Annotated in this window: 20 protein-coding genes and 1 riboswitch; of the genes, 5 read left to right on the forward strand and 15 right to left on the reverse strand. The window is 37.4% G+C overall.

Annotation, left to right across the window (positions count from 1 at the left end; all coding sequences use genetic code 11):
• The first annotated feature begins 21 nt into the window (after positions 1–21).
• Positions 22–1119: an ABC transporter ATP-binding protein gene (locus ACX9YW_RS07785; RefSeq protein WP_460344364.1), complete on the forward strand. Its 1098-nt coding sequence runs from the start codon at positions 22–24 to the stop codon at positions 1117–1119.
• A gap of 35 nt (positions 1120–1154) precedes the next feature.
• Here the strand turns inward: ACX9YW_RS07785 and ACX9YW_RS07790 are convergent, their stop codons facing one another.
• Positions 1155–1394 (reverse strand): hypothetical protein, encoded by a 240-nt coding sequence (locus ACX9YW_RS07790; protein ID WP_460344367.1) that lies wholly within the window; start codon positions 1392–1394, stop codon positions 1155–1157.
• A 258-nt stretch (positions 1395–1652) separates the two neighbouring features.
• Here ACX9YW_RS07790 and ACX9YW_RS07795 point away from each other — a divergent pair, with 258 nt between their 5' ends.
• Positions 1653–1856 (forward strand): alpha/beta-type small acid-soluble spore protein, encoded by a 204-nt coding sequence (locus ACX9YW_RS07795; protein ID WP_460344370.1) that lies wholly within the window; start codon positions 1653–1655, stop codon positions 1854–1856.
• A gap of 295 nt (positions 1857–2151) precedes the next feature.
• Here ACX9YW_RS07795 and ACX9YW_RS07800 read toward each other — a convergent pair whose 3' ends face one another.
• The 8 genes from ACX9YW_RS07800 to ACX9YW_RS07835 all read right to left on the reverse strand — a co-directional run bounded on the left by ACX9YW_RS07800 (position 2152) and on the right by ACX9YW_RS07835 (position 9306).
• A complete protein-coding gene (locus ACX9YW_RS07800; RefSeq protein WP_460344373.1) occupies positions 2152–4167 on the reverse strand; it encodes an ABC transporter ATP-binding protein in 2016 nt (671 codons plus the stop codon).
• Entirely contained in the window at positions 4164–5927 is a 1764-nt protein-coding gene (locus tag ACX9YW_RS07805) for an ABC transporter ATP-binding protein (RefSeq protein ID WP_460344376.1), read from the reverse strand. The genes ACX9YW_RS07800 and ACX9YW_RS07805 overlap by 4 nt, the downstream gene beginning before the upstream one ends.
• A 384-nt stretch (positions 5928–6311) precedes the next feature.
• Positions 6312–6626 (reverse strand): YbjQ family protein, encoded by a 315-nt coding sequence (locus ACX9YW_RS07810; RefSeq protein WP_460344379.1) that lies wholly within the window; start codon positions 6624–6626, stop codon positions 6312–6314.
• The gene (locus ACX9YW_RS07815) at positions 6607–6810 is read right to left on the reverse strand and encodes a hypothetical protein (protein ID WP_460344382.1); all 204 of its coding nucleotides are present in this window, start codon (positions 6808–6810) and stop codon (positions 6607–6609) included. The genes ACX9YW_RS07810 and ACX9YW_RS07815 overlap by 20 nt, the downstream gene beginning before the upstream one ends.
• An 18-nt stretch (positions 6811–6828) precedes the next feature.
• A complete protein-coding gene (locus tag ACX9YW_RS07820; protein ID WP_460344385.1) occupies positions 6829–7041 on the reverse strand; it encodes a sigma-Y antisigma factor component in 213 nt (70 codons plus the stop codon).
• A complete protein-coding gene (locus ACX9YW_RS07825) occupies positions 7031–7378 on the reverse strand; it encodes a YxlC family protein (protein WP_460344388.1) in 348 nt (115 codons plus the stop codon). Before ACX9YW_RS07825 ends, ACX9YW_RS07820 begins: the two co-directional genes overlap by 11 nt.
• Positions 7332–7895 carry an RNA polymerase sigma factor SigY gene (gene sigY / locus ACX9YW_RS07830; protein WP_460344390.1) on the reverse strand — a complete coding sequence of 188 codons (564 nt, stop codon included), beginning with the start codon at positions 7893–7895 and terminating at the stop codon, positions 7332–7334. The genes ACX9YW_RS07825 and sigY overlap by 47 nt, the downstream gene beginning before the upstream one ends.
• Positions 7896–8022: 127 nt before the next feature.
• Positions 8023–9306, reverse strand: coding sequence for an MFS transporter (locus ACX9YW_RS07835; protein ID WP_460344393.1), 1284 nt, complete (start codon positions 9304–9306; stop codon positions 8023–8025).
• 245 nt (positions 9307–9551) lie between these two features.
• Here ACX9YW_RS07835 and ACX9YW_RS07840 point away from each other — a divergent pair, with 245 nt between their 5' ends.
• Positions 9552–10433: a nuclease-related domain-containing protein gene (locus ACX9YW_RS07840; RefSeq protein WP_460344396.1), complete on the forward strand. Its 882-nt coding sequence runs from the start codon at positions 9552–9554 to the stop codon at positions 10431–10433.
• 475 nt (positions 10434–10908) lie between these two features.
• Here the strand turns inward: ACX9YW_RS07840 and ACX9YW_RS07845 are convergent, their stop codons facing one another.
• From ACX9YW_RS07845 to thiT, 6 genes are all read right to left on the reverse strand, one after another.
• Positions 10909–11076: a hypothetical protein gene (locus ACX9YW_RS07845; RefSeq protein WP_460344399.1), complete on the reverse strand. Its 168-nt coding sequence runs from the start codon at positions 11074–11076 to the stop codon at positions 10909–10911.
• A 133-nt stretch (positions 11077–11209) separates the two neighbouring features.
• Positions 11210–11662 (reverse strand): helix-turn-helix transcriptional regulator, encoded by a 453-nt coding sequence (locus ACX9YW_RS07850; protein WP_460344402.1) that lies wholly within the window; start codon positions 11660–11662, stop codon positions 11210–11212.
• A 64-nt stretch (positions 11663–11726) separates the two neighbouring features.
• Complete coding sequence (locus tag ACX9YW_RS07855; RefSeq protein ID WP_460344405.1) at positions 11727–11882, reverse strand: FeoB-associated Cys-rich membrane protein; 156 nt, start codon at positions 11880–11882, stop codon at positions 11727–11729.
• Between the two features lie 25 nt (positions 11883–11907).
• Positions 11908–13914, reverse strand: coding sequence for a ferrous iron transport protein B (feoB, locus tag ACX9YW_RS07860; RefSeq protein WP_460344408.1), 2007 nt, complete (start codon positions 13912–13914; stop codon positions 11908–11910).
• The gene (locus ACX9YW_RS07865; RefSeq protein WP_460344411.1) at positions 13914–14138 is read right to left on the reverse strand and encodes a FeoA family protein; all 225 of its coding nucleotides are present in this window, start codon (positions 14136–14138) and stop codon (positions 13914–13916) included. Before ACX9YW_RS07865 ends, feoB begins: the two co-directional genes overlap by 1 nt.
• Positions 14139–14318: 180 nt before the next feature.
• Positions 14319–14891, reverse strand: coding sequence for an energy-coupled thiamine transporter ThiT (gene thiT / locus ACX9YW_RS07870; RefSeq protein WP_460344414.1), 573 nt, complete (start codon positions 14889–14891; stop codon positions 14319–14321).
• A gap of 119 nt (positions 14892–15010) precedes the next feature.
• Positions 15011–15115: riboswitch (TPP riboswitch) on the reverse strand.
• Between the two features lie 182 nt (positions 15116–15297).
• On the opposite strand from thiT, the gene ACX9YW_RS07875 reads away from it, so the two are divergent.
• Positions 15298–16179 carry a cation diffusion facilitator family transporter gene (locus ACX9YW_RS07875; protein ID WP_460344417.1) on the forward strand — a complete coding sequence of 294 codons (882 nt, stop codon included), beginning with the start codon at positions 15298–15300 and terminating at the stop codon, positions 16177–16179.
• 177 nt (positions 16180–16356) lie between these two features.
• Positions 16357–17481, forward strand: coding sequence for a histidine kinase N-terminal domain-containing protein (locus ACX9YW_RS07880; RefSeq protein WP_460344420.1), 1125 nt, complete (start codon positions 16357–16359; stop codon positions 17479–17481).
• Positions 17482–17499 lie beyond the last annotated feature (18 nt).

The following is a 17499-nucleotide window of genomic DNA, read 5'->3' on the forward strand; positions in this document are numbered from 1 at the left end:
ACTCTTCTAGGAGGTTTTTAAATGGCTGAATTAAAATTAGAGCATATCTATAAAATTTATGATAATAAGGTTACAGCAGTTAGTGATTTCAATCTACATATCCAGGATAAGGAGTTTATCGTTTTCGTTGGTCCTTCCGGATGTGGTAAATCCACAACGCTGCGAATGATTGCTGGTCTTGAGGAAATCTCCAAAGGAGATTTCTACATCGATGGTAAACGTGTCAACGATGTTGCACCAAAAGATCGTGACATTGCGATGGTATTCCAAAACTATGCTTTATATCCTCATATGTCCGTCCGTGATAATATGGCATTTGGTTTAAAGCTTCGTAAAATTCCAAAAGATGAAATCAATCGCAAGGTAAATGAAGCGGCTAGAATTCTTGGTCTAGAACCATATCTTGATCGAAAACCAAAAGCGCTATCGGGGGGGCAACGTCAGCGTGTTGCTTTAGGTCGTGCCATCGTTCGTAACGCTAAAGTATTCTTAATGGACGAGCCACTTTCCAACCTAGATGCTAAATTACGTGTACAAATGCGTGCAGAAATTGCAAAGCTACACCAACGCTTACAAACAACTACTATTTATGTAACGCATGATCAAACCGAAGCAATGACAATGGCCACTCGTCTTGTCGTCATGAAGGACGGAATCATTCAGCAGGTTGGTTCACCAAAGGACGTTTATGAAAAACCTGAAAATGTATTCGTTGGCGGTTTTATCGGTTCTCCAGCGATGAATTTCTTAAAAGGAAAAGTAGCAGACGGCAAATTTATCTTAGCCGATACAACCATCGCCATTCCGGAAGGAAAAATGAAAGCTCTGCGTGACCAAGGATATGTTGGTAAAGAGGTTATTTTAGGTGTAAGACCCGAGGATATTCATGATGAACCGGTTTTCATCGAGGCCTCTATGGGTACAAAAATCAGTGCCAAAATTGAAGTAGCAGAATTAACCGGTGCGGAAACCATGTTATATTCAAGCATCAGCGGTCAAGACTTTATTGCTCGTGTGGATGCACGCTCTACAATTCGACCAGGTGATGTCCTAGACTTAGCCATAGACATGAATAAAACTCATTTCTTTGACACAGAAACGGAACTACGAATCCGTTAAATTAAAAAACAGCCAGGCATTCTGGCTGTTTTTTATTATTCTTTAATAAAAATAATTTCATCTTGTAAACATTTTTCACAAGTAAATAAATGTGGACATTGATGTTGTGAGTAACTGTTCCGGTATCCATCCTCGAGTTTAAGCTGATCAATCTCCATATAAGCACTGTAATCATCATAATAATCCATTACTCTTCCAGTATCCATCATACTACCACCACATTGACACTGTTTGATAATTTGTTCAAAACCGTTGCATAGAGGACAAATCGCCATTATACACAATCCCCTTTTTATTTATTTACAGTTAGGTTGTGTAATTTTAAGAAACTCCAATACGGAAGAAATTACCTATTTATTTTCGTGAATAGCATTGAAAAAACTTAGCATAATAGTTAGTACAAAGCAACACAAGCCCATCCATCCAAGCAGCTTACTACATGAGATTACGGGTTAGGCCAAGGTGGCAAGGTTCAAAACCTATGGTTCAATTCCATACTAACCCCAAAAAACATCAAGAGGAGTGTTCAGATTATGGCAAGTAACAACAACTCAAACCAACTTTTAGTAAACGGTGCTCAACAAGCTCTAGACCAAATGAAGTATGAAATTGCAACTGAGTTCGGAGTTAATCTTGGCGCAGACACAACTTCTCGTGCTAACGGTTCTGTAGGTGGAGAAATCACTAAGCGTTTAGTTCAAATGGCTGAGCAACAATTAGGCGGCTACCAAAGATAATTATATAAAAATCAAAAACTGAATACAAATGGCTAAAGCCCCCTAGCAATAGGGGGCTTTATCATGATTTACGTTTCACAGCTTCATTATGCTTTAATAATTGTATAACCAATAAAATAAGTTAAAATCATAATACTTGAAATCACTAATGTAACTGAGAATTGCTCCATTACTTCCACCCCTTGGTCAAAAATTATCCCATTATCATTTTAAAATTACCATAATAATCAAGGCTAAAAATATGAAAATATTTCAATTTAGTGTCCAAAAGGTGAAAGTTTTGTGAAATCCTATTTTATCCGGCTAGCGTTGCACCACCAAGTTGAAGCTGATACATTTGAAAATACTTACCTTGTTTTTCCATTAGTTCATCATGGTTCCCTTTTTCTACAATCTTACCACGATCTAAAACTAATATTTGATCAGCATGACGTATCGTTGATAGTCGATGAGCAATTATAAAGGTAGTTCGCCCTTTTTTCAACACATCCATCGCTTCCTGAATTATGGTTTCCGTTTCCGTATCAATGCTTGAAGTCGCCTCATCTAAAATTAAAATGGCAGGATTAAACGCTAACGCCCTCGCAAACGAAATTAATTGTCGTTGCCCACTCGATAATGTACTTCCCTTTTCAATCACCGGTTCATCAAATCCATTTTCCAAATGTTTGAACACTTTATCAGCGCCAACATCCTTTAATGCTTTTTCAACCATATCCCTAGTGATAGATGGATCATCCAGGCTAACATTTGAAGCAATTGTTCCGGTGAACAGGAATGGGTCCTGTAGAACGATTCCCATGTGTTGACGCAGGGTTTGGCGCGACATCTCTTTTATATCCTGACCATCAATGACGATCTTCCCTTTTTGGCAATCATAAAAACGAAATAGCAAATTCATGATGGAACTTTTACCAGAGCCAGTGTGACCAACAAGCGCGACCGTTTCACCGTGTTTCGCTTCGAAATCAATATCCTTTAACACATATTCCCCTTCTTTATAGCCAAAAGAAACATGGTCGAACTTAACATTCCCCTTATAACGAGCCAATTCCTCTTTATTTACATCGATTCCCGGTTCATCAAGTAGATTAAACACGCGCTCACCGGCAACAAGTGCCTGCTCAAGATTGGCCAATTGGTTAACAATACCCTGAACTGGCTGAATTAAACGGTTAATATAATCAACAAATGCATACAGCACCCCTAAAGAGATGACAGAAGTTGTCGAGATGGCTTCACCGCCAAAATACCAGATAAACGCCACAAAAATGATATTTCGTAAAACCCCAACTAAATTATGTGAGGTTAACGAATTTAAGCGTAGCATTTTATTTTGAAACGTAAAATGCTCATGATTTAATGTTTCAAATTCTTTTTCGGTTTTCTTTTCACGCCCAAATGCTTGGATAATATTCATTCCTTGAATAGACTCGTTAACCATCGCATTGATGTCACTTACCTTCGAGCGAATAACGTGATTATATTTCGAAGCAAAATTTCGATAAACGAGCATCCAGATAAATAATATCGGTATTAAAAATAAACAAATAGCTGCTAGCTTAACATTTAAAATAAACAAGGCAATATAGATTCCGGTTAAATAAATCGTACTTGTAAAAAACGTCGACAGCACCGTTACATAAAGATTTTGTATCGCTTCCGTATCATTGGTCACGCGGGCGACAACTTTACCAGCAGGAAGATTATCGAAATATTGAATTGGCAGACGTTGTATCTGCGCAAAAACGTCCTCGCGCATTTTTTGAATAATTCGGTTGGCGGATTTTTGCAAAAGATATCGTTGCCAATATTGAAAAAATGCAGACACAACTAGTAAGCCAAAATAAATACTTAATAACGTAATAATTTTTGAAATTTCCGGCTGATAAAAGGAAAACAAGCTTTTTCCTTCGATTATCTGTACCTGGTAATGGGCTGTGTCTTGTTTTCCTTTAATCGTGAGTGAGTTGTTTTTTAAGGATCGTTCTCCGTCAAAAGCGATAGCGCCATCTACAAAAACAAATTGGCGACCAACTTGAAGGATTCGGGCTTCCTCCCCTTTCACCTCACCTGAATTGAAATATTTTTCTCGTTTATAAAGCTTTCCGTTGAATTCAACCGATGACTTTCCACTGGTCGTTTCAAACCATTTTGACTCAATCCCCAAAATATGCTCATCAATCATTCGTTTCGCAACAAATGGTCCGGCGAGTTCAGTCCCAACTGAAATCGTCAACATCACTAATGCAGCGATGATAATTTTTTTATAAATTAACGCATATTGTAATAAGCGTTTTCCTTTGTTCATGAAGAGTGCACCTCCTCTTCCTCCACTTCACTTTCGGCTTGTTGGCGAACATATTGCTCCTTGTACCAGCCGCCCCCAGCCATTAATTGCTCATGTGTACCTTCCTCCATGATTTTCCCTTCATCCAACACAATAATATGATCTGCATGTGAAACAGCCGACATCCGGTGAGTCGTAATGATAGTCGTTTTACCACTTCTTTCATCCCGGATATTTTCAATAATTTTCTTTTCCGTTTTTGCATCTACGGCAGACAAGGAATCATCAAGAATAAGAATTTCTGGATTTTTTATTAATGCTCGCGCAATCGATATCCGCTGCTTCTGTCCACCGGAAAGAGCAACTCCTTTTTCTCCAACTAAAGTAGCTAAGCCTTCAGGTAAATTTTCCAAGTCTTTACGGAATGCCGCTAAATCAATAGCTTTCTCAAGCTCAGCTCCTGTTGCCGCTTCATTCCCAAACAAGATATTTTCCCTTACCGTTCTTGAAAAAAGAAAATGATCCTGTGGGACATAACCGACCCATCCTCGAACTTGTTCCAACGGTTGATCGGTAATATCAACATCGGCAATCGAAATTTCACCACTTCCAGTAGGATATTCCCTTAACAGTTGCTTGATAAAGGTTGTTTTACCGCTACCTGTTTTCCCCACAATCCCAAGAGTTTTTCCTTGAAGTAGGTCAACTTTAACGCCAACCAGATTATCCTGCTTCGAAGATGGATATCTGAACGTAACATCCTGAAAACGAATTATATCTGGATTATCGATCGTAACCGGTTCTGTTGGGTTTGCGACATCTTCTTTATAGGACAAGGTTTCTGTCAAACGATCTAGTGATGCATTTCCTCTTTGCATAATATTAATAAGTTCACCAATGGCAAACATCGGCCAAATTAGCATCCCTAAGTAAACATTAAATGAAACGAGTTCACCTAAAGTTAGCACCTGATTAAATACAAGATAAGCCCCATAACCTAAACCGATAATATAACTCAACCCGACAAGCACTTTTATCGTCGGATCAAACAACGAATCAATTTGGGCAACCTTTATATTTTTAAAATAAACATCCTCAGTCATCGTGTGGAAACGGTTTTGATCAGCCTTTTCCTGGACATAGGCGCGGACCACACGGACACCGGCAACCGATTCTAATACACGGTCATTCAAGTCTCCAAAGGCATCCTGGGCAGCCATAAAGCGTGCATGAATTTTTTCGCCATAAATTTTTATAATAATGGCCATTAACGGCAGTGGAATAATTGCTGCAAGGGTAAGATTCCAACTAATGAAAAACCCCATTGTAAAAAGAATTGTCAGCATCCAAACGCTGGAGTCTAATAAAGTTAAAATTCCAAACCCCGCTGTCACCGATATCGCTTTTAAATCATTTGTCGCCCGTGCCATCAAGTCCCCAGTACGATTTTTTTCAAAAAAAGTCGGTGTCATTTTTAGCAAATGTCCCATAAATTTGGAGCGCAGCTTTCTTTCGATTAAAAATGCTCCACCAAACAGTTGGTACATCCAAGTGTAGGTAATCGCATAAGTAAAACCCGTAATGGCAATAAATATTCCGATATATTGAAATAACTTGGTCGTCGTCATTGACCCAAGATGAATATCATCTATTGCCATTCCGATGAGCTTTGGCGGAATCACTTCAATAAATCCAACAATCGTTAATAAAATAATTGCAACTGTATATCGCTTCCAATTTTCTTTAAAAAACCAACTTAATTTCCTAAATACAGATAACATTTTTCCTCACTCCTCTCATAATCAAACAACTACCCACTATCTAGATTCCTAGCTCTAAAAATTAATAAACAAATGGTTAAAAGTTTCATGTGTGTTCACTCCTTTTTATAATAAAAAAAGACACACCGCTTGTATGCGGTATGTCTTGGAAAACCAAAAATAGACATAAAAAAGGCACACGTCACGCTTGAACGAAACCTGTGCCCTTATGTATACCAAAAAAGTCCATTTTAGAGAAACATGAAGGATAAGGTTACGTTTGTTAAGTTGTATGAATTTTTTACTGCTTTTGATCTAATTAACAACATTTTGTAACCCTCCTTTTCCTTTTTTTTCTTCCTTTGTTAGATTATCACCAAACAAGTTGAAGTGTCAAACTATTTTTTATTCAACTACAACCGCTGTTCCATAGGCAATAATTTCAGAAGTGTTTTGCATAACGGCAGCTGATTGTAATCTCATGGCAACGATTGCGTTGGCACCTTTGCTCTCCGCATCTTGCACCATACGGGCAATAGCCTTTTGTCTAGCCTCATCCATCATTTCCGTATATTCACTAATTTCCCCACCGACAATTGTTCGTAATCCTGCAAGCAAATCTTTCCCAATATGTTTCGATTGAACCGTATTTCCCCTTACAAACCCTTTGAATTCCTTAATTTCTTTACCTGGTACAAAATCAGTAGTCACGATAATCATTTTCTTCGTCCTCCTTTTTTTCTTTTCGTCTATCTTTTACTAGTAGAAAAAATACAGCAAAAATCGCAATTGCATATAAAATATAAGCGGCAATCGCCACTTTTACATTAATAAACAACAAAATAATTCCTAGTATTTGCCCGATAACGGCAATAAACACAAGTAGTACCTTTAATTTTTCCATTACACCCTTCACCAACCTTTACCCATTGCCAAAACGACGTTCTTTATCCCATACTCTCCTTACAAATACTAAATAAACAATGGTCGGGAATGGCGCCTGGATTAACCCCAATATCCCCCATAACCAATAATTATGCTGATACCTTCTGGCATTTAAAAACAAAAAGATACTTTGACTTAGTAAAATAACGGCAACAATGAAAATTAACCCAATAGTTGGTTCAACGTTCATCAGGTTTCACCTGCTTTTTGATGTAAATCATGCTGTAAATAATGATGGTGGCAATTCCGATACCTTGAAGAACAATAAAAATGATCGGCATCTGATATAGTGAAAAAATAACTACTGATAAGATAAAAATCGCTATTAGCGAAAACAGCAAGAGCTCTTTGCGCCATTTTTCCTTGGCTAACCGTTGCTGTTCGATGACAAATTGCTCGAACCATTTTTGGCTTGGAGTCTCTACAGGCAAACGATCTAAAGAATCAAGTCCTTCCGAAATCTTATTTATTGTATGATTGTCAATTAGTTGATCGGTTTTCAAGGGAATGATTTTTGACCTCTTCATCAAGCTTTAACTCCTTTCTAACTGCTAAAATCCCGTTGTGTACTCTTGATTTGATTGTTCCAGCAGAGAGTTTCATCATATGACCAATATCCTCATAAGAATAACCATAATAATGTTTTAAAATAATCGGAATTCTTACTTCTTCAGATAATTTTCCTAGGGCAGATAACACATCGTTCCATTCCTCATTACGACTTTCAAACTGCCATTTAATTTTTCGAAAAGCCTGCTCTTGTAATTGCCAATTTTTTTCCCGTTTTTCTTTACGTAAATAATCAAAATAAACGTTAGTGGCAATCGTTATCAGCCACGACGAGAACTTAGATTTCCCGTTAAATAAATGGAGTTTCTCCATACATTTTGCCATTGTTTCTTGGGCAATCTCCTCGGCCAAGTCAATATTTAGGGAAATCTTAACTAAGTATTTTACCAAAAATGGATAGTTCTCGTGAAAAAGGAGAGCAAATGACGTCGCATCCCCCTTCAAGGCTGACTTAATTAGGTTCTTCTCATCCATCTACATCCTCGCTTTCCCCGCTATCCATTGGTTTCTCCCTTATATAACGGCTAGTTCTTTCATTTCGTTCATTTTTTTTGATAAAAAATTTATGACAAAAAAAGAGTGACTCTGAGGTCACTCTATATTATATAGCACTTTGTTCAGATAGCGAGGTTTTTTTGGATTTTTTCTCAGAAGGTGAAAATTTTGGAAGTGAAATTAAGTAATAAAGCCCAACAAGCATTAAACACCCACCAACCATCCAATATAACATCTCCACAGTAACCATTTTCGGATAGGTAACGGCAATTACGCCTAAAGTCAATGATTGCGCAAACATCATCAATGGATTAATCCAGCCTTGGACCCGCCCCATCATCTTTGGATCAACAATACTCGGCATCCAGCCGCCAATCCCAATATTCACAAACGGCAACCCCAACGAAGCGGCAAACAGTAAGCCCAAATATAAATAAATATTCTCTGCAAATGATGCAAGGACGACGAAGGTGCCTGTCACCAATAGACCAAAAATTACCATTTGATAAAGTTTTATCTTCTGAGATAGTGTGGAGGCGATAAAGCTCCCTAGGAGGACACCGACGCCAAAGATTACTCCTACCCAAATGGAAAGTTCCTCATAGCTGTTTGGTGCCAGTTTATATTTCAAGATGAAGATCGGAATAACGGAGAAACCGCCATTGACGACCCCAAATACGATAAATCCTACTAATAATGTTCTAAGCAGTCTATTAGAAAATATATAATTGATCCCAAGCTTAAAGTCTTTAATGACTAATTTAAGGTTTAAATCCTTAAATGTATGCTTTCCATTCGGTAAACGAACTTCCTCTGGAATATTGATGGTTTTTATTAATAGGGCACTAATGATAAACGTAATGCAATCAACGATAATCGCCCCATATATTCCAACAGACCAATAAGCAAAAATACCTAACGCATTTCCGAATAACATAAATAAACTCATCACTAGTTGGTTTAAGCCCGCTGCTGTTGTGTAATCATCCTTTTTCAAAATTCCCTGGACAATGGCACTTTCAGCTGGAAAAAAGAATTTTTGGATAGCACTTCGGGTGAACAACACAAAGAAAATAAATGGCATCCATCCAATTATGATGGCTACCAGAAAAGTTAACGAAAGTCCGGCACTGAGCCAATCACAATAATAGGCAATTTTTTGGCGATCCATTCGGTCCGCAAACACCCCCACTAAGAAAAAGACAGCCAGCGTTGGCAAAGAAAACATTAACTCAGTGATTGATGCATATACCGGTTGGTCGGAAAAGCGGTCAAGCAAATAAAACATAAACGCCGTTAAACCAATCGTACTCCCCATCTGCGACGTAAACGTAGCAAAGAAAAGATGGCGAAACGTGCGATTTTGAAAAATTTCGCGGAATTTTTTCATTTTTCAATACCCCTATTCATTATATGGTAGCTTAATCATACTAAAGGGGCTGAATGCAAAATAGCGACTGGTGATGGTTTTTTACTCGGTCTAGGGGCTGAGGGGATATGAGATATTTGTAGATTTATTGAACATCTATTGAATCACTTGTCTGGACACGGGGCTTTCCATAATATGTACTTATCTGGACATTTTTGGGGAGGGTGTGGGCCATGCTAGTTACTGCTTGTGAAGAGTCGGAGGAGTTGAGGAAGTTTAAGGTTTTAAACGGTCGGTGGAATCTTTCTGATTTAGAAATTAGGCATTTTCCAAAACTTTTAAAGGAATTGGATGGGAGAAGAAATTGTGAGAACTGGTTGAAAAATCTTTCTATTAATTGGTGCATTTTTTACAAGCTTTGGTTTAGAATGGAAGACCAATTTTTTAGTGTCGATGCTCTTGCCTATTCGGGAAAAACATTGTTTCATTTTTTAGTTATTAATGAAGAGGGAGATTACTATATAAAAGGAGAAAAATGGTACAAATTCACTCATATTCAAATTGATAATCCTTTACACAAGTTACAAAAAAGAGAATATTTTCTTCAAAAATTACTTCAAAGTATTGGCTATAATATTCCAATAGACTCATATATTGTTTTTATTAACCCCAACTTTAATCTGTATAAAGCCCCAGTCAATAAACAACTGATATTACCAACCCAGCTAAATGGGTATATAAGAAAACTCAATCAGTATACTCCTGACCTAACAGAAAATCACAAAATGATGATTGAAGAGTTATTATCTATTCAAGCAAAACCACCATTAAGTTACCTATTACCAAAGTACAGATTTGAAAGGATAAAAAAAGGATTCAAATGTGTTAAATGTAGTTCTTTTCATTTAGTTCAAATTAATGTATGTACATTTGGGTGTAAGAATTGTGGTCATGCTGAGGATGTTGATTCTGCTATATTAAGAAATATTGTAGCGTTCCGCCTCTTATTTCCGGAGATTAAGATGACAACTAGCATTATTTTTGATTGGTCTGGTGGGGGTGTTTTAAAGAAGGTAATTCGAAAGGTATTGCTTCGAAATTTTAAGCTTGTAGAATGTGGAAGGTCTTCTTACTATATTGAAGATTAATGTCTATTTGATTTTTATAGTTTTGTGGAGCAATACAGGTCATCCGTAATTCTATGGAAAGTTAAGGGCTAGATGTTATACTTGGCCGCCCTTGCTATGGTAGGGTACGATTAGCCTTGATTCGTGACCGCTTTAGCTGGGGTCAGGCACGATTAGCTCCTATTCGTGACCGATTTTGCTAGGGACGGGCACGATTAACCTTTATTCGTGACCGGTAGCGAACACTTTGGACTCGTTTTGTCTAATAAACCGTCTTTATTGGACTTTTCCCGGCCAGTTGAAGGGATTTCGAGTATGATTAGCTCCTATTCGTGACCGCTTTAGCTGGAGTCGGGTATGATTAGCTCCTATTCGTGACCCCATTAGCTACTGCCGGGCACAATTACCCCCTATTCGTCACAGTATTATTGAGGACGGGCACAAATTAACCCCTATTCATCTCGACCATACCTGCCCCCTTTCCATTCCCCATACACTACTCTCCTGCAACCCGATCCTTCTCCCTCTGCACTAGCTCCCGGTGCAGAGTTTCCATATACATATAGACAATTTGTTTTGTTTTATCATCGGTTTCGAGAATATCGAGATGCTTCATGCATTTTTTGATAATTGGATGGACCCGAATCTTATTATTGCTTTCCATAGAAATCACCTCTGCGTATTCGTTTTCTAAATAGTTCGAATTATCCACTACTGATATGGGGGTTAATGGTCAATTGGCATAACGAAATAAAAAATGATGCCAAACTAGTCATTTGGCATCATCTCAATAATATTCATTTCTTACTAATTTCAGCAAATCTCTTTCGTGCCGATTCCTCATCGAAGCTGCTGAAGATTCGAAACGCTTCTTCATCGATAATCCGATAATGCTGGCTTATAAGGTTTTGTTGAAGGATAAAGCCTCCATGATTGGCCAGCTCCTTCCACCACACTTTACCACCGAGAGTCCGTTCTTTACGAATTTCGATATCTGATCTGGCTAAAGTCTCCAGTACTTCTAAAGGTTGATCTCCAAGGAAATTTCTAACCGTTTCGGAATCACGGAACAAAGCACATACAGTCACCACTGTTGACCAACTTGCCGGAACCCGACCCTTTTCAATTTGGACCAATGTTTTTTTCGATAATCCGATAATCTCAGCCATCTTATCTTGGGTGTAATCTGCCTCCAACCGGATTAAACGTAAATGTTCGGTTACTAGATCGATTATTTCATCTCTAGTCATTTAATCTCAATCCCTTAGCGCTTTTAGAGTAATTTTACACCAAGAAAAACAATCGTATCAATTTTTAAGACATAAAATCTTCTTTCCCACAAGGATTATGACAGGATTCACGTATATCACAGGCCGCACATTTGCCTTTTTGTGCTTTTTTAATAAAACGAACGAGGGCATAGCTAGCATAGCCAAAAATTGCGCCGCCAATCAGAATATTTCCTAACATAAGGATTTCCCCACCTTACAAAAAATTATGAAAAACCTAAAAGCTTTCCGCCATGGTAAATGATTAATGCAATAATATAGGCTATCACTAATGCATAGCCAATGGAGAAACCAGTCCATTTCTTCGAGCCAGTTTCCTTGTAAATCGTTGCAGCCGTTGCTAAGCAAGGAATATATAATAAAATAAAGGCCATAAAACTGTATGCTGCCAATGGTGTAAAAGTTGTTGCTAAAATGCCCTGTAAGGAGGCTTCATCAGGTACAAAATAAATGATATTCATCGTTGAAATAATCGCTTCTTTTGCCAGAAAACCTGTTAAAAGGGATGCACCTGCTTGCCAAGTGCCAAAGCCTATCGGTTCTAAAAGGGGTGCAAAAATACCGCCAATTGCCGCTAAATAACTATCGTCCATCGCAACATCCAATCCGCCAGGTCCAGCATAGGAAAGGAGCCAAATAAAAACAGAACCAGCAAAAATGAATGTTCCGGCTTTTTTCACAAAACTTTTTCCTTTGTCCCATGTACTTCGCCATAAGGCTCTCCCTTGTGGTAAACGGTATGGTGGAAGTTCAATAACAAATAACGAACTTTCAGAGCTTAAGATAGTTTTAGAAAAAAGTTTTGCTAGAATGAGTGAAACCACAATACCTAACACATATAAGGATAATACAACTAACGCTTCTTGTTTCATAAAAAATGATCCAGCAAATAGCGCATAAACAGGTAAGCGAGCTGAACATGACATTAAAGGTGTCAACAAGATGGTTAATAATCGTTCTTTCGGTGTTTCGATCGTTCTCGCTGCCATGATTCCGGGTACGTTACAACCGAAACCAATCATCATCGGAATAAATGCTTTTCCGTTCAGACCAACATGCTCCATTATGCGGTCCATAACGAGAGCTACACGCGCCATATAACCCGAATCTTCCAATAACGATATAAAGAAAAATAGGATAAAAATTTGTGGCACGAAGACGATAACCCCGCCTACACCAGCAATAATTCCATCGACGATAAGGGAATGTAAAAAGGCAGATGCTCCAAGGAAATCTAATAGACTAATGGTCCAATCGGTGATCGGACCGGAAATTAAAGCATCTAACCGGTCTGAAAGCGGAAATCCAAGCCAGTTGAAGGTCAGCATAAACATCAAATACAACAGCAATAAAAAAATCGGCATACCTAAAAATTTATTCGTGACAATTTTATCGACCTTTTCGGATAACGGAGTATGGTTAGGATTCGCAACTGAGATGACTTCGCCTAATATTGATTGAATGACTGCTTTTCTTTTTTGATAAATAAATTGGTCAAGCGATTTTGCCTTTTCGATTGTTGTCACTGCCTGCTCGACCTTTTGAACAAATTGGTTCAACACTTTCTTATCTATTCTTTTTTCCAGATATTCTCTTACATAAGGATTACCTTCGAACAATTGGAGTGCCAACCATCTTGTTGGAGGCTTTTCTTCTCCTTTAAGCATTTCACCAAGCTCGAGAATGGATTCCTCCATTGTATTACCATAAAAGATCAATGACTTGTTCATTTTATTCGAATGTTTATTTAGAAGGACTTCCGCCAATGTTTCGCAGCCTTTTCCACTGCGAGCAATAACAGGAGTCACTCGTATTCCTAGTCGTTTCGATAAGCGCTCAACATCGATATGAATACCTCGGTTCTTGGCAACATCCATCATATTGAGGCCAATAGTAAGCGGTTTTTCGTATTCCAAAAGCTGAATAGTTAAATGAAGATTTCTTTCCATCTGCGAAGCATCAATAATATTTAATAATTTATCCGGATGTTCTGAAAGAAAGTAGTTAGTCACAACCCCTTCATCCTTAGATAGTGGGTTTAACGTGTATATACCGGGTAGGTCAATCAAGGTATCTTTCTTATTCTTAAACCAACCGACTTTTTTCTCCACCGTTACGCCGCTCCAATTGCCTACATATTCATAGGAACCGGTTAGATGATTAAACAATGAGGTTTTGCCAGTATTAGGATTTCCTAGAAGCGCAATTTCCATTATAATCTCTCCACTTCAATTTGATTCGCTTCTTTACGACGAATTCCGACACATTGGCCACAGTACTCTAACATATAAGGTCCACCGAAGGGCATAATACATTTAATACAAATCAGCGAGCCCTCCATAATACCTAGATCAAGTAAACGTCGACGCACGAGGGCATCCGTATTAGATATATCAGAAATAATGGCTTTTTCACCTGTTTTTAATTGCGCTAACATCCTAATCACCTTGTTTGTGTTTTAATTAAATGAGAATGATTCTCTTTCTTTATAACACTAATGAGAATGATATTCAATGTTTTTTTTCTTAGATAGCATGCAATAATCGATTGTATAATTAAAATGTTGCAAAATTGTCATAAAATAAAAAAGCCAAACCGTAGTTTGACTTCCTAATCATTAATTTAGCATCTTTTTCGGTGCTGCACTGATTACAAGAACAACAACAATTGCACATAATATAAAGCTTGGTAACATATAGGTTCCATTATAAATTAATGAATAAAGCGCTACCGGCTGCCCCTTAGGTGCATATTCTCCGAAAAAGACAATTCCGGTGTAGTAATGGCTTAAAAATCTTAAGACACTTCCAATGAATACTCCAAAAGTTGCAGTAGCTATCCATTTTCCTTTATTTTGTGACTCTAATCCAGCCTTCACTTTATTGGACAAAAGGCCAGCAAGACCTAGAACGGTAAAGGCTACTAAGTAATCGATTGCTCCCTGGATAGGTGTATAAATTTGTGAATAGCCAAGGATAAATTGTAATAATCCCAATAAAAATCCGGTTAAAGCGCCGCCTTTAATTCCCCAGCGAAATGCCATTAAAAACACAGGTACCATCTGAATCGACACTGAACCACCCTGCGGCCAGATTCTTGAAAAGACAAAGTTAGAAACTAAGTCTAATAAAAATGCAAGCGCTGTGAAAATGGCAATCTCTACTAAAAATAATGTTTTGTTTTGTTTCATTTTTCTCGTTTCCCCCTTATTCCTTGAGAAACGTTTGGCAAACCCACTGTTGTAACGGCTTAAGTTTTTTGTCCAACAAAAAAAACAATGCTGGACGGTTTAGATGGTCCACATTGTTTCTATCCATCAAACCACATCCCTACGCTAGCATTAACTAACAGGTTCAAAGGGTTAGAACTCAAACGCTCACTCTCAGCCTTAAAAAGGCTCCCCTAGTGGAATCATATTTTATTAACATATTGACTATACAATGAATGGGGCTATTTTACAAGCAAAAAGTTTGTTTACCCCAGTCAAATTATTTTACTGATTACAATAGACATGCCATAAGGTGACATTGTTTCTATAGACCCACTTAGTATTATTTTGATAAAGTTTAGATGCGAAAAATTATTGGAGGTTCATTATGGAAGCATCAAACCAACTGAAAGCTGGGGAACGTGGAGCGTGGTTAAGTATTTTCGCCTATATTTTCCTCGCTTTATTCAAACTAATTATTGCAAAAATAGGTCATTCGGAAGGACTTTGGGCTGATGGTTTAAATAATTCAACCGATATCGTAGCCTCCGTAGCAGTTTTGATAGGATTAAAAATCGCTCGCAAACCACCTGATGAAAATCATTTATATGGGCATAACCGAGCTGAATCAATTTCTTCACTTGTTGCAGCTTTTATCATGATGTCTGTTGGATTAAATGTTATTATTAGTGGATTTAAGAGCTTATTCGATGAAGGGAATACCACTCCTGACTGGATTACTGCCTGGACAGCAATCGTCTCTGCACTAATCATGTATGGAGTATATCGATATAACCTTAAGTTAGCGTTGAAAATCCAAAGTCCTTCCATTAAGGCAGTAGCCTATGACAATCGCTCAGACGCCTTTGTGAGCATTGGAGCTTTTATTGGGATTATTGGTACATATCTTGGGATTCCCTTTCTAGATAGCTCAGCAGGAGTAGTTGTTGGTATTATTATCTGTAAGACAGCATGGAGTATTTTCCATGATGCCACATTAACCTTAACCGACGGATTTGACCAGGAACACTTAACTGAAATAGAAAAAACCATTCAGAAGGCTCCTGGGGTAAAAAATGTTTCAGATACGAAAGCGAGAATGCATGGGAATCATATTTTTCTCGAGACAACCATTCATGTCAATCCAAGTCTAGATGTCATCGAGAGCCATGAAATTACTGAAAAAATTGAAAAGATTCTCAAAGAAAAACATCAGGTTCAAAATGCTTTTATCCATATTGAGCCATTTTTCGAGGAAAAACAACAGTAATTCTCTGTTGTTTTTCTTTTTTTCAACAAAAAGTTGCTTATAAAGAAAGTATTTATCGACTTTCGCCATAACTTCTTAAAATTCTACAAAAGTCGATAAAGGAAAATGCGTAATTTGCTCGAATAGTATTACTAACGTAGAAACATTAAATTGTTTCGCAATATTTGGAGGTTTAACATGGAATCGGAAACGAGATTGAACTTAGTGGACTTTTTATTAAGCCGGAAAGAACAGCTTTTAAATGAATGGTACAGTCAAATTATCGTCTCAACTGAAGATCCATTTATGGACCATATTTATAAAAATGGTGAAGCGATGTTTGACATTTTGTATCAAATACTAATAGTACCTGAAACTCATCTTGAACAGCTGTTAAAAAAATTGGCTACCGAAACAGCCACAGAACGAGTTCAAGCCAATATTAATATCGGGGATTTTGTCTTTAATGTCAGTTTAGGTAGATCAATCGTGTATAAACATATTGTAGAATCTGAACTGGACTGGGTTGAATTACAGGAGTCAATCAATCGGATTAACTATGCATTTGATAGATTTTTGTTTTATGCTGTGTCCGCATATACTGATATAAAAAACAAAATTATTGCAGAAAAAACACAGGTAATTGACTCCACGCATCAGGACCGCTTAACTCTATTAGGCCAAATGACTTCTAGTTTCGTTCATGAGTTTAGAAACCCGCTAACCTCTATTCAAGGGTTTATTCAGTTAATACAATCGGAATATCCTAAGATGAAATATTTAGACATTATTACTAATGAGCTTGAGCAATTAAATTTTAGGATTTCCCAATTCTTATTGTTATCGAAAAAAGAGCTGATTGGAAAAGAAAAGACAACCTTTAGTTTAAATACACTAATAGAGGAAGTTTTGGTCTTTTTATATCCAAGTATCCTCGATTCAAAGGCGAAAATCATTAAGAATTTTGAGAGAGATGTTAACCTTCACGGCTATATAGATGAAATCCGCCAAGTCCTCATCAATATTATTTTTAATGCGACTGATGTTATTTGCCATCATCCAACCGAGGAACCGTTGATCGAAATCGATACAAGATTTATTCCAAATTCGTTTATCCAAATAAATATCACAAACAATGGTCCAATGATTCCGGAAGAGTACCAACAAACAATCTTTGAACCATTTTTTACTACCAAAAAACTTGGAACTGGTTTAGGACTATTTGTATGTAGTGAAATTATTGAAAAACATAAAGGTCTGATTACTTGCAAATCAAATGCCGACAAAACAACTTTTTCGATACTTCTGCCATTACACCAATAGAAAATCAATAAAGAGGAG

This window comes from Pseudoneobacillus rhizolycopersici, assembly GCF_054786815.1.

Bases quoted from the DNA above. Each gene is read 5' to 3' on its own strand.
- ACX9YW_RS07815 (WP_460344382.1), bottom strand. From the start codon at position 6,810: ATGGAAAAATTAAAGGTACTACTTGTGTTTATTGCCGTTATCGGGCAA.
- ACX9YW_RS07855 (WP_460344405.1), bottom strand. From the start codon at position 11,882: ATGTTAGGAAATATTCTGATTGGCGGCGCAATTTTTGGCTATGCTAGC.
- ACX9YW_RS07825 (WP_460344388.1), bottom strand. From the start codon at position 7,378: ATGAAGAGGTCAAAAATCATTCCCTTGAAAACCGATCAACTAATTGAC.
- ACX9YW_RS07785 (WP_460344364.1), top strand. From the start codon at position 22: ATGGCTGAATTAAAATTAGAGCATATCTATAAAATTTATGATAATAAG.
- sigY (WP_460344390.1), bottom strand. From the start codon at position 7,895: ATGGATGAGAAGAACCTAATTAAGTCAGCCTTGAAGGGGGATGCGACG.
- ACX9YW_RS07805 (WP_460344376.1), bottom strand. From the start codon at position 5,927: ATGTTATCTGTATTTAGGAAATTAAGTTGGTTTTTTAAAGAAAATTGG.
- ACX9YW_RS07845 (WP_460344399.1), bottom strand. From the start codon at position 11,076: ATGGAAAGCAATAATAAGATTCGGGTCCATCCAATTATCAAAAAATGC.
- ACX9YW_RS07790 (WP_460344367.1), bottom strand. From the start codon at position 1,394: ATGGCGATTTGTCCTCTATGCAACGGTTTTGAACAAATTATCAAACAG.
- ACX9YW_RS07835 (WP_460344393.1), bottom strand. From the start codon at position 9,306: ATGAAAAAATTCCGCGAAATTTTTCAAAATCGCACGTTTCGCCATCTT.
- ACX9YW_RS07810 (WP_460344379.1), bottom strand. From the start codon at position 6,626: ATGATTATCGTGACTACTGATTTTGTACCAGGTAAAGAAATTAAGGAA.
- ACX9YW_RS07795 (WP_460344370.1), top strand. From the start codon at position 1,653: ATGGCAAGTAACAACAACTCAAACCAACTTTTAGTAAACGGTGCTCAA.
- ACX9YW_RS07800 (WP_460344373.1), bottom strand. From the start codon at position 4,167: ATGAACAAAGGAAAACGCTTATTACAATATGCGTTAATTTATAAAAAA.
- thiT (WP_460344414.1), bottom strand. From the start codon at position 14,891: ATGAAACAAAACAAAACATTATTTTTAGTAGAGATTGCCATTTTCACA.
- ACX9YW_RS07880 (WP_460344420.1), top strand. From the start codon at position 16,357: ATGGAATCGGAAACGAGATTGAACTTAGTGGACTTTTTATTAAGCCGG.
- feoB (WP_460344408.1), bottom strand. From the start codon at position 13,914: ATGGAAATTGCGCTTCTAGGAAATCCTAATACTGGCAAAACCTCATTG.
- ACX9YW_RS07875 (WP_460344417.1), top strand. From the start codon at position 15,298: ATGGAAGCATCAAACCAACTGAAAGCTGGGGAACGTGGAGCGTGGTTA.
- ACX9YW_RS07820 (WP_460344385.1), bottom strand. From the start codon at position 7,041: ATGAACGTTGAACCAACTATTGGGTTAATTTTCATTGTTGCCGTTATT.
- ACX9YW_RS07850 (WP_460344402.1), bottom strand. From the start codon at position 11,662: ATGACTAGAGATGAAATAATCGATCTAGTAACCGAACATTTACGTTTA.
- ACX9YW_RS07865 (WP_460344411.1), bottom strand. From the start codon at position 14,138: ATGTTAGCGCAATTAAAAACAGGTGAAAAAGCCATTATTTCTGATATA.